The sequence below is a fragment of the Parabacteroides sp. CT06 genome (assembly GCF_002257605.1).
In the GTDB taxonomy this organism is placed as follows: Bacteria; Bacteroidota; Bacteroidia; order Bacteroidales; family Tannerellaceae; genus Parabacteroides; species Parabacteroides distasonis.
This window is the reverse complement of the sequence record NZ_CP022754.1, coordinates 332376-344196: the sequence shown is the minus strand read 5'-3', so window position 1 is coordinate 344196 and position 11821 is coordinate 332376. Positions and strand designations below refer to the sequence as shown.

The 11821-nt window shown below is 36.1% G+C and carries 13 protein-coding genes; all 13 read right to left on the bottom strand.

Annotated elements, in window-relative coordinates:
- Positions 1 to 6: 6 nt before the first annotated feature.
- On the bottom strand, positions 7 to 765 hold the full coding sequence (locus CI960_RS01305; RefSeq protein ID WP_005859181.1) for an SDR family NAD(P)-dependent oxidoreductase: 759 nt from the start codon (positions 763 to 765) through the stop codon (positions 7 to 9).
- 1 nt (position 766) lies between these two features.
- Entirely contained in the window at positions 767 to 1528 is a 762-nt protein-coding gene (locus CI960_RS01300; RefSeq protein WP_005859183.1) for an SDR family NAD(P)-dependent oxidoreductase, read from the bottom strand.
- Positions 1529 to 1530: 2 nt separating this feature from the next.
- Complete coding sequence (locus CI960_RS01295; RefSeq protein WP_005859185.1) at positions 1531 to 2571, bottom strand: ketoacyl-ACP synthase III; 1041 nt, start codon at positions 2569 to 2571, stop codon at positions 1531 to 1533.
- Positions 2558 to 2797, bottom strand: a complete 240-nt coding sequence (locus tag CI960_RS01290) for a hypothetical protein (RefSeq protein ID WP_005859187.1) — start codon at positions 2795 to 2797, stop codon at positions 2558 to 2560. Before CI960_RS01290 ends, CI960_RS01295 begins: the two co-directional genes overlap by 14 nt.
- A gap of 30 nt (positions 2798 to 2827) precedes the next feature.
- The gene (locus CI960_RS01285; RefSeq protein WP_005859189.1) at positions 2828 to 3454 is read right to left on the bottom strand and encodes an acetyltransferase; all 627 of its coding nucleotides are present in this window, start codon (positions 3452 to 3454) and stop codon (positions 2828 to 2830) included.
- 17 nt (positions 3455 to 3471) lie between these two features.
- Positions 3472 to 4449, bottom strand: a complete 978-nt coding sequence (locus tag CI960_RS01280) for a glycosyltransferase family 2 protein (RefSeq protein ID WP_005859191.1) — start codon at positions 4447 to 4449, stop codon at positions 3472 to 3474.
- Entirely contained in the window at positions 4446 to 5504 is a 1059-nt protein-coding gene (locus CI960_RS01275) for an EpsG family protein (protein WP_005859193.1), read from the bottom strand. Before CI960_RS01275 ends, CI960_RS01280 begins: the two co-directional genes overlap by 4 nt.
- A 100-nt stretch (positions 5505 to 5604) precedes the next feature.
- Complete coding sequence (locus tag CI960_RS01270) at positions 5605 to 6609, bottom strand: polysaccharide pyruvyl transferase family protein (protein WP_005859195.1); 1005 nt, start codon at positions 6607 to 6609, stop codon at positions 5605 to 5607.
- Positions 6610 to 6885: 276 nt separating this feature from the next.
- A complete protein-coding gene (locus CI960_RS23825; RefSeq protein WP_080598109.1) occupies positions 6886 to 6960 on the bottom strand; it encodes a hypothetical protein in 75 nt (24 codons plus the stop codon).
- 456 nt (positions 6961 to 7416) lie between these two features.
- Positions 7417 to 8070: an acyltransferase family protein gene (locus CI960_RS01260; protein ID WP_227211221.1), complete on the bottom strand. Its 654-nt coding sequence runs from the start codon at positions 8068 to 8070 to the stop codon at positions 7417 to 7419.
- Between the two features lie 425 nt (positions 8071 to 8495).
- Positions 8496 to 9329, bottom strand: coding sequence for an SDR family NAD(P)-dependent oxidoreductase (locus CI960_RS01250; RefSeq protein ID WP_005859202.1), 834 nt, complete (start codon positions 9327 to 9329; stop codon positions 8496 to 8498).
- 2 nt (positions 9330 to 9331) lie between these two features.
- The gene (locus CI960_RS01245; RefSeq protein ID WP_005859204.1) at positions 9332 to 10237 is read right to left on the bottom strand and encodes a hypothetical protein; all 906 of its coding nucleotides are present in this window, start codon (positions 10235 to 10237) and stop codon (positions 9332 to 9334) included.
- 29 nt (positions 10238 to 10266) lie between these two features.
- A complete protein-coding gene (locus CI960_RS01240) occupies positions 10267 to 11808 on the bottom strand; it encodes a membrane protein (protein ID WP_005859206.1) in 1542 nt (513 codons plus the stop codon).
- Positions 11809 to 11821 lie beyond the last annotated feature (13 nt).

The window sequence follows — 11821 nt, the reverse complement described above, 5'->3', positions numbered from 1 at the left end:
TTTATTCTAAATGGAAGCGCAACCATCCACGCCCAATATCTGGCCGGAAATATAGGAAGCCCTGTCAGAAGCCAGAAAAGCACAAGCGTTTGCCACATCTTCCGGTGTACCCAAACGTCCCAACGCAATCTTCCGAATACGTGTATCTATTTTCTCACCACTCTCTTCATACAATTCAGAGAATCGTTCCGTCTTCACAATACCCGGCGCTACAGCATTGACTCTAATACCAAGAGGAGCCAATTCCTTTGCGGCCGATTTGGTAAACGCCATAATAGCCCCTTTGGTAGCCGAGTAGGCAGACTGGCCGGGAGACCCCAATACAGCCGTAACAGATGCGATATTCACAATCGATCCACCGCCATTGCGAGCCATCAAACGAGATACCAACTGCACCATTTCTATGACCGCAATCACATTTACCCGGAACATCAGTTCTGTTTCCGGTCGAACAATCATGCCGATTTTCTTATTAAACACCACACCGGCATTATTAACCAGTACATCAATACGACCTTCTCGTTTGAATATCGACATAAAAGCAGACTTGACAGCTGCAGCATCCGTCACATCAAAATACAACGGAATCACACGGGTATCTTGCACTGCCGCACATTGTTTTACCCATACATCCATGCTCCCTTCTTGTCGGTCACAAGCATATACAATAGCACCATCACCAGCAAAACGTTCGGCTATCGATTTTCCGATGCCCTGTGCAGCACCAGTAATGATACATACTTTATTCTCTAAAAATCTTCCCATCTCAACTCAATGTCATTCCTCCATCCAATTTAAGGGATATGCCTGTCACCCAAGCAGATGCATCAGACAATAAATATATAATAGCCCAAGCAACCTCTTCAGGTTTTCCATATCTTTTAAGTGGATATCTTAACTTATCAGCCTCATATTGTTCTAGCGTCAACTGTCCTCTATTCAAAATTCGAGTTTCAACCATTGCAGGATTAACACTATTACATCTAATACCCTTTGTGGCAAGTTCCAAAGCCGATGAGCGCATATATGCATCAATGCCACATTTCGTAATCGAATAAATAGCATTTCCCATAGAAACACGGTAAACACCCGCAACAGAAGAAGTAAAAACAATAGAGGCCTGAGATTGAAATTTCTTTTGCTTCAGAATTTGCTTGATTAATAAGACAGGAGCCATTAAATTAATCTGTTGCATTTCTTCTATTTTTTTAGTAGTAACAAATTGAATTGGAGTTAGTCCCACAATTCCAGCATTACTAACACAACCATTAATTTGCGGAATCTGATTAACTAAATCTTTTATGCCATCCTCCGTAGACAAATCTGCCACGATTTGCATATGTACTTTATTTTTAAAACCCTCCAATTTTGCAAAAGTTTCTTTTAAACGCTCCTCATCTCGTCCTGTTATAATCAACGACGCCCCCATTTTAGCACATTCTATGGCTGTCGCTCTTCCTATCCCTGAAGATGCACCAGTAATAAGAATGACTTTACCTTCTAAAGAAAAAGGATTATACTGATACATATCTACAATTCTATCAAATTTGATAATACAAGATTTTTTGTCGTAAAAGCAACAGTACCCCAAGAAAGCCCTACTCCAAAGCCACAAGCAATCCAATTAGTTTCTTTTTTTTCTACTTTTCCTCTTGTCTGAGTTAATATTGTTAAAGGAATTGATGCTGAAGAAGTATTTCCAAACTCGGTCAAACTATATGGGACTTTATCTGAGTCCAATTGCAATTTCTTTCTAATTTTTTCATTCATCATCAAATTAGCCTGATGCAATATAAAATAATCATAATCAGAGATTTGTTTTCCACTAAATTCAACTATTTTCTTTATAGACTTTGGAGCAACAGAAATCCCAAAAGCGAAAACATCCATTCCTTTCATTCTTGTTTGAAGTCGATGCACTTTCTTTCCATCTACATCTTCCATATCAAACGATTTTAATGTCACAGGATTTCGACTACCACCATCAGGTATAATAATAGCATCATATCCACTGCCGTCAGTTCCAAAATGAAAAGTGAATCTATCACTCTCATTTCCTGTATACTCTAAAGCTGTTACAGTTCCAGCATAACCAAACAAGGGATCAAATTCACAAAGTGCCCTTTTTCTCGCATCACCAACTAACAATAACGCCTTTTTTATACCACCTTGAGATAATATTGCAGCCACAGAGCTCAAACCATATACCCATCCTGAACATCCAAGAGAGATATCTATCGCATAGCATTCTCTACTTAGCCCCAGTCGTTCCTGTAAAATACAAGACGTTGCTGGAAGAATGTAATCAGGATGTTGAGACACAAAAAATAAAGCACCGACATCAGTCTTATTCCATTCCAAATCATTAATCAACTTTTCCGCTGCATTATAGCACAGGTCTGATGCCGTATATTCATTAGAAATATGTGCACTTTTTATACCTGTCTTTTCTGCAAAATTGGAAGAGTCATAATCTGCACTTTTTACACTGTCTTCAACACGTATTACTTGCTTTGGAACACACGCTGAGATGCCTGCAATACGCACTTTAGTGATATCAAATAGTGCCATATTTCCCTTTTACAATATTAAATAGCTCCTCAATCGTCTCTGCTTGACGCATATCATCCCCTTTCAACGTGACATCATATTCTTCATCAACCATCGCAATAATTGAAAGCGCTATTAATGAACTCCATTCATCTAATTCTCTAAATTTAGTAGAAGCAACAAATTCAGTTACATCTGTTTCATCAAATTGTTCTGCAAATTTCACAATAAAATCTTGTATTTCCATGACAAATAAATATTTAATTAATAAATAAAGTCATAAACGTTTTGCAGGATTACCATAGACAGTAGTTCCTGCTTTTACTCTCTTTATAACAAAGCTACAAGCCCCAACATGTGCTTTATCTTCTACAACAACTCCATGATTTATAATAGCCGAAGTGTAAATATCAGTTGCATTACATATTTTAGTTCCTCCCACACATGTTACGTGTGTATCTATTCTATTCCAATCACCAATAATGACATCATGTCCAATCACTGTATGAGATTGAATTAAATTGTAATTTCCTAATACAGAATCCACTCCTATACTTGTAAAAGCCCCAATGACATTTCCTTCACCCATTCTAACATTATGACAAATACGAGCTGTATTATGAATCAATGATATAAAAGTAGCACCTCTATCTATAAGTTGCTCTATACATCTTTTACGAGACTCTCCTCCAATAGAGCAAACAAAAACATCATCATTTTGTGGCACATAATCTGATATTTTTCCTATTATTGGGGGATAATTATCAAAGTAATTAAGCGCATCTAAGTCATCATCAATAAATCCTTTAACAACAAAATCAGTTTCATACCCAAGACAACTTTCTGCCATTCCACAGAGAGTTCTTCCTAATCCACCTGCAGCAATTATTATAAGATTTTTCATTATTATTCAATTTGCATTTACAGAATTTTAAACTTAAACAAGATCCTTAAAAAAAGATATAGCAATTTAGGAGAAGCATATAACAATAAAAAATAATATTTTTCATCACTTCCCCACGAAGTCATTTTTATCCTTTTTTTAATATAATTTCTCACCAAAGAATCCGCATACACACATTCTATTAAACTAACAGATTCACTTAATGACACTTTTTTAACATATTTATTAAACGCAAAACTATTAATTAACAAACAAATAGAATATACAAAACATCTGCTAGAAATTATTTCACGTTTATACTTATAGACTCGTTCATTTATACTATATATTGTATCAACAATTAACGAATCTACCTCCACATTTAGTTTTTTAGTTGCAGAACCTACATGTCGAACATAGTTATAATAAAAACCATCTGTAACATATATTTTGCAAGAATTACACATTGCGTTAATAAAAAAATCAAAAACCTCACCTACTTTAAGATTTTCATTAAACCGAACGTTTTTAATTGTTTCCCTCTTATACAATTTAGGTGTAATTGGCAAACGTTCAACCGTTATTAAAAACTCCTCAATATCATATAATCCAACAGGAATATTATGTAAACATTTTTGTTTGAATCCATTTACTATACTATAAAAATTAAAAATCAGAATATCGACATCATATCTACATGCTAACAAATACATTTCTTCGCACCAACCTCTATCAATAAAATCATCAGGATCCAAAAAATACACATACCTACCGCTGATAATATCAAGAGCATCATTCCTAGCCTTAGATACACCTTCATTAGGCTTATCTATAACAATAACTCTTTTATCTTCTTGTTCAAATTGTTTTATATAATTCCAAGTACTATCAGTTGACCCATCATTTACAAATATGAATTCCACATCATCACATGATTGCGCCCTTAAGCTCTCTATACATTTGGAAATATATTTTTCAGAATTATAACACGGAATAATAACACTTATTTTCTTCATATAGACATAAAATAAAATGGTTCATTTTTTATTGTAGCAATAAATAGTATCAGTAATAATATCATAACTATAAAAAAGACAACAGCATTAACAGTTAATCCTCCTTTTTTATATAAAAAAAACAATAAATACGCTATAATTATTAACTTACATCCCCTAAAATAGCGAAATGGTCTAGCTAACACCAAATTATTAATAAAAAGAGTTTGAAGTACAGTACCAAAAAAATACAAATCATATACTATATTAAATTTCCTTCCACAATAATAGCATTTCATTTTTTTATAATATGATACAATAATCAAATCCAATAAAATAAAAACATACATACTTACACCTATTTTCGTAATATCCGCAAATCTTTCAAGCACATCTTCAGTATACATTTCATACCCAGAGAGTGTAGCTAAATAGAATATATCATCATTTATATATGTCAACAAATCAACATTATATATAGCAACATAAGCCACAACAAAAAGTAATAAATATTGGACATTAACACTATTAAAATAGTGATCTTTTTTTAGATATAGAAAATAAAACGGGAATAATATAACAGCAGAATAATGAAAACCAACAGAAATCAACACAAGAGTAAAGAATCCTACAATCCTCTTATCTATAACACAAGTAATAGCACATAAGAATATACAACCTGCAATATCTTGTCGAATACCATTCATCCAATGAATAAAGAATTGACCCATAAAAAGAGATACAATCAAAGCTGGATATAAGAATTTACAGTCTTTCATAAAATAGAAAAGACAAAACACTTGAATGAATGCACAAACCGCAAAAAAAACGATTGGATGTACACCTGCATTACTAAGCGTATCACGAATTAATGCGAACAAAGGTTCATATTCCTTATGAAGAAATGGATTTATATATCCATCTAAATAAGCTAAATGATCTTGACCGACATCGTATCGCATTCCAAATAAAACAGCAAAAGAAAGGAGCATAAGGATTATCTCCCATCTAAAAAACAGATTTTTATGTATAGTTACATGCTCTCTATAAGATGCAATAGAAGCACAGCAAAACATAAAACACATTATAAATGTATAAATAAATACTGAAAGCACGATATCAAATTATAACAGGTTATCCTTAAGAATATTTTCATTTACCGCTACATCCATACCGTCAGCCATTCAACGCCTCTCGCAAAAAATCAAGACTCTTTTCACGCCACTCCTCCAACTTACCAGAATGATATTTTTCTAACAAATCAGCAAAACGAACACCACCTCTTCTCTCATTCACAACACAACGGAAAGGTTTTTCGAAAATAATAGAGAATACTGTTCCATGAAATGAATCCGTAATTACAAAACTAGCATCACGAAAAATAGCGATCCATTCCTCTACTGTCAGCTTGGCCTGTCCATAAGCGGAATAACGAAGGATAGGCAATCCTCTTTTTTTCGCCTCTTCTGTGATTATCAGATCTACTTCCTTTGCGGAATCTAGCACATAAGCAGCAAGATATCTCTTCTTAAAAACAGGAACTTTCATACACAACTCCGCATATGTCTCCTTTCTAACAAGTAACGTGGGATCGAGTACTGCCACAGCATCTATTCCCAAATATCTCTCGCAAAGAGCCACTCCACTTGTCTCTCGCACAGATACGGCATCAAAAAGCTGAGCTAAAGAGGAACAAACGGAGGTTTGTTTTTCTGAATATTCCCAATAGTCTACGCCAAAAGAAGCAGCATAGGCAACCCTTTTTCCCGAAAAATTCCTCGCAAAATGCAAAAACATATCCGACAAACGATTCACATTATATATCGGACGCCACGTTTGATCACTACCTACCAACAATGCTTCTAAACCATATTCTCTAATCATCTCCATCGAATAATTTCTACAAGCAGGAGTCTTGATAATATTTTTACTCACAAATTCCTCAAATAGCGGCATCCTCCTCTCTCTCCATCTCTTAAATCTTCTCCTGCGTGAAGGAATAAACCAAAGAAGCAAGGATTTGATCGTAGAAAGAATAAATCTTCCAATCGAAGGACGAGGAAGGATGTCAATAGTAATCGGCTCATGCCCCAACCGAATCAAGATCTGCTGCAAGGCCCAATTCTGTAAAACTCCGCCATAATTACCTCTAAGAGGTTGTGTCAATATTCCTATTTTCATGATCCATATTTTTATCTTCTTTCTTATTTTAGTTAAAACAGGATAAACAAGTTCTTCTTTCTCAATCTTATCAGGTCAAGTAAGTAGTGGAACTTTCACACTCTCTTCTCACAGAACTGTGCTTGACAGTCTCCCGTCACACAGCTCTTCGTACTTAACTCATTTGTTATATGTTTATAATTCAATCGACACGCTTCATATACAACTTATGTCCACACGTACAATGAACAAGATTGGATTCTTTTGAGCTGTAATAGCAAGCACACGCCTTGCTCTTCAATATACCCCATTACGAAGTCTTTTAAACTTGCACCTAAGCCATCTTATTAGTTTCTCATTCAAGTAATTCATGACTTTCCTAAATTCTGTCTTATTGAATTTAGAATAATAGTTTATCTACTATTGAATTATCAGCCAAGAGGACAATGCGTTTATACTCATACGAACCTCCTTTTCCTTATTTCCATTATCCAATGCTGTTTAGATGATGCCGATAGCACAAGAAGAGGATAGATCCTCTAGCATACGCTCAACTCTTACCTCCACTATTTTATTGCGGGTATCCTTATTCCACTTTTGAAAGAGGTTATAGGGAACCCGATTCCTCTTTCAAAAAACTGAACAGACTATTCATAGGAGAATGACTCTGTTTAATACTGAAAATTAAATTTCCCTGAATTTTCACTACTACATAATTACTATATATTCTGTTCGCAACAATGGTAATAATTTTAAATATAAGCCCTTTTTGAGTACTTACATATTGTATACCAGTAAAACTAGTAGCCAAACAGGATACAGTATTTTCTACCAAGACAATATTCTATAATCCATGCGGTTAAACATATCGTAACGAGCATCGTAATAAAATATAGAATGAACGGACATTCTGGATAATAATACTTTATTAATTAGATCCAAGACTAAACGCAATGGTATCATGTGCCATACGTACAACGACATAGAGTGTTCTCCAAAATATACGAATAATGATATGCGTAATAGTTTCTTGAAAACAAACCACAATATATAAATTCCCGATATGGAGAATACTAAATTCAAAATATAGTACCCATTTACCTGCCCTAACGATACAAACATTAAATACTGTGGATCAAATGTCATAATTAGTACGTAGAGGACACAAGCCAATATAAAATACCAAACCCTAAATATAGAGTATTTCATTGAAGCTTTACGAAACATATATCCCCCATAAAAATAGACAATCCCCAAGCTAACATTCGAACTATTAAAAACACATGGGAGTATTTTACTATCAACAAAAGAATATAGGTAACAAAGCAAAATAAACACAAACAGCCTTTTGCCTGAAAGCCTTCTATTCACTATGAAGAATATAACATTCACTAAAAACAGTGACGAAAGAAACCACAAAGCATCATTTGAATGTAAACATCCTAATGGAAGAACGAATGTGAAAGGCTCAAACCATTTCACCCCCCCCACACGTTAACATCTATTAATAAATAATCCTTGCAATAAACAAAGGGCAAAGAAACGACAGCCATGTTGTCAGCAGTATGATAAACTTCTTAACCTTACTCCTAATATACTTCATCTCATTCCCATTCTCAGGGCTTTTGAAGAAAAAGCCGCTAAAAAAATAAAAAGAGGACATAAAAAAACTTAGGGCATTAAAATAGAATTCGGATGCGGCACCTTTTGCATCAAAAAAAACCATATATTATAAAAATATGCAGGACGAACATATGCAATAAGCATACACCTTTTACCGAATCAATAGAATAGTCTCTCACCATTGTTCTTGGATTTTAATCATATATAACAACGAATATGAACATTCAAAAACACATTTTTCAATTAATATACTTTACCGGATATCCAATAGCCAATCAGTACGTTCAAATCAAGACACCCCCATCTACAGGGATTATATAGCCAACAATTTGCCTTGCTTCGCCACTAGTGAGAAAGAGAGCGGTTTTAGCTATTTCCTCGGGCATTGTAAAACGTTTACTCGGCTGTCCTTGGAAATAAGCGTTGTCTTCAAAGTTCCTATTATGAGGCAACGCAGGATTGGAGGTCAGGCATGTGCCAGGCGCAATACCATTCACCACGATATCATAAGCAATAAGTTTTCTTGCGATTCCACCTGTCAAGCTATGAGCGCCCCACTTGGCCACGGCATAAGGGTCGAAAAGTCTTTGGTAGCCAGCGATAGAGGTAATGTTGAGTATATTCCCCTTGATTTTATTGTCAATCATATACAGCCCTTCCATTTGGCACATCAAAAACATACTTTTCGTATTGATATCATATGTCCTGTCCAGTACTTCCGCGGTATATGCATTCCACGGTTCATACTTAGACATTCCACCTCCTACATTGTTCACGAATATGTCGATTCTACCCATCATGGAAACGGCTTTATCGAACTTCTGCTTATAAGAGTCAAAATCCAAGGCGTCCCATACCAACGTATGAAGCTTGGCATTACTTTCGGAAAGCTGGAAGTTTGACAGTTTTTCTTTACTTCTTCCAGTCACTATAACCTCAGCACCCTCTGCCAAGTACGCCTTAGCCATAGCTCTGCCCAATCCCTCGCTACCGCCAGAAATAAATACTTTCTTATTGGTATATCTCGCATCAGGATTGGTAAATGTAACAGAGACATATTTTACTCCCCCATGTTTAAGGAATTTCAAGAAATTCACGATGTAAGACTTTATTCCCATAATTACTTATTATCTATTTTATCCATTATGTACTTAGTGAATAGTAGGGCTCCTCTCTTGTTAAGATAATAGCAGTTGCGAAACAAGGATTTGTCATCCGAAAATCCAGGCTCTTCCATACAGTCGAAGTACCATGTCTCCCCCCCGTTGGCTTCTGTAATGAAAGAGTCTATCAGTTGCTCTTTGGCAACAGAGGGAAATTTACGGCACAAAGATCTATGCATAGGTGGTATGACCAGGACCAACCTTAACTTCTCCTCTTTGCAATATTCAATCATATCTTTTAACATTGATATAGTCCTATCATATACCGTTCTATGACTCTCTACGAATTTATCATTCAAGTTATTGATATTAAACTGAATAGTCCATCCCTTTATCCAATTCTCAGCATCACGCTCCAGTTGCCTATCTCCCATTATCACTTCTTTGGGCGGAAGGATACGTGTCTTAATGTCACGGATAAATTCCACCAATGGGTATATAGATATAGGGCTATTTTTATATCCCTTTATTTTACTATTCCGGATATAGTGTCCACCGGGAATCGTTCGATAGTCCAAAAAACTATAGCAACGGTCTTCTATGTAATCCACCGCTCCACTGATCGACGTAAACGGACAAAGCGGATAAAACACAATAGCATTATCCTTTAGAAACTTGCGGTATCGCTTGAGTATCAAAAAGTCGCCTACCATCGTCTGCGGCGCCACAGCCCAGTTCATTCCCTTACATCCCATATCGCTGTAATCGAAATCATATACGCCGGAACTGCTGCCTAGATTCACAACGTCCAATGGCTCCTCTTTCATTTCCCAAAATTTCACGCAATCTTTGAAAAGGACCTCGTTGTACCAATGAGAAGACTTAATGAATGTATTGATTTTGTTCTTTATATAATGTTTCATGAGATCTTCTGTATTAACAAATTCTCTGATCATTGTTTAGTCTTGCTCATCTTAGTCTGAATCCAACTGACTATTTTTTTTCTTTCGGCACGTGTTATTCCTACGTATAAGATAAGGATCATCAATACGACCTCTGTAAGCAAGGATAGAATAATAAACCTCTGCCATCCATCCTCCATCAAATATACGATGGCCGTAGGCACAATTACAGAACAGGCACCAACTAAGACACATGGGAGAACAGCGCCAACTAAAAGTTCACGTATGTTGAAATGTACATAAGAATAGACAATGAAATAAGCATCAATCATAACAGTTATATTAATGATGACGAGAACTATGAACACCGCATAGGCAGGAGCACCCATTTTCAATATGGCATAACTAATAGGCAAGGACAATATCATTATGGTTCCATTGAGCGAATTCCCCAGCTTCATCTTGCCGATAGCGTGAAAGGCCATAATCATGGACGCACGGAAAACCTCGGCAAGACTGAGTAAAAGTATGATCAAAGTGAATACATACGTATCAGGAGGAGTGGCTTTGCCCAGCCATAAGTTTAATATGAACCTCAACTCAAAACAGATGGGCAAGATTAATGCCAACATCAAGAAGAACGAATAACGTGCGGACTTAAACGTAAGCGAGTACATCCTCTCATAATTGTGTTCGGCAAAACTTTTAATTACCTGCGGCCTCGTGGCCATAAGAAAATTAATCACAAAATGGTTGACAGCCGTTTGGATTTGATAAGCCACCGCACGTGCCGCATTGACCATGGGACCGAAAAATAAGTTGAGAAGGATATTAATACCTTGCCCTTGGCTTATTGATGCCAATCCGCCAAACATCTCCCACCCTGAATAAGCCAGCTGCCTTTTATATAAAGTCTTATCCGTAATCCATCTGAAACGGCACTCCTGATAACGCCGATACGTATAAAACCTATAAAAAAACTGAATCAAAAAAGTATTCAGCATTAACAACAAAGCATAAAACACCAAGTCATCCATGGGAGATAAGGAAAGGAGGTAAGCGATAGCTAATCGCGAAAACGCATCATATAAGCCCACATAGGCATAAATAGACATATTTTCATGGGCTATCAGTGAAGCATTGTAAGGTACTTGGGTGAAGTTAACCATCACCGTAACAATAGAAAACTGATAGACCCACCACGCAGCTGATAGTCGTTCCACCGGTATAACCATTTTCTCGTAAAAGAACCAGAGGCCTATAGTCTCAGCCAACAGCAAGACAATAAAAGCCACAGCCATATGCAAATTCAATGAAACCGAGAAAGTTCTCTTCAGCATCTCTGCGTCCTTCATTCCCAATTCGTAAGCCAGAAAACGACTGGTTGATGAAGACAGGGCACCGTTAAGCACTCCTATTACGGCCACAATTCCACCTACCGCATTATAAATACCGTAATCCTCTACACCAAGCGTTTGAAGTATCACACGGGAAGTAAATATGCTTACCCCCATGACAAGTAACATACGCACATATAGAAAAAGTGTATTTTTTGCTATACGCTTATTTGTTGAAGATACTTCCTGACTCATTTCAGACTGCCCC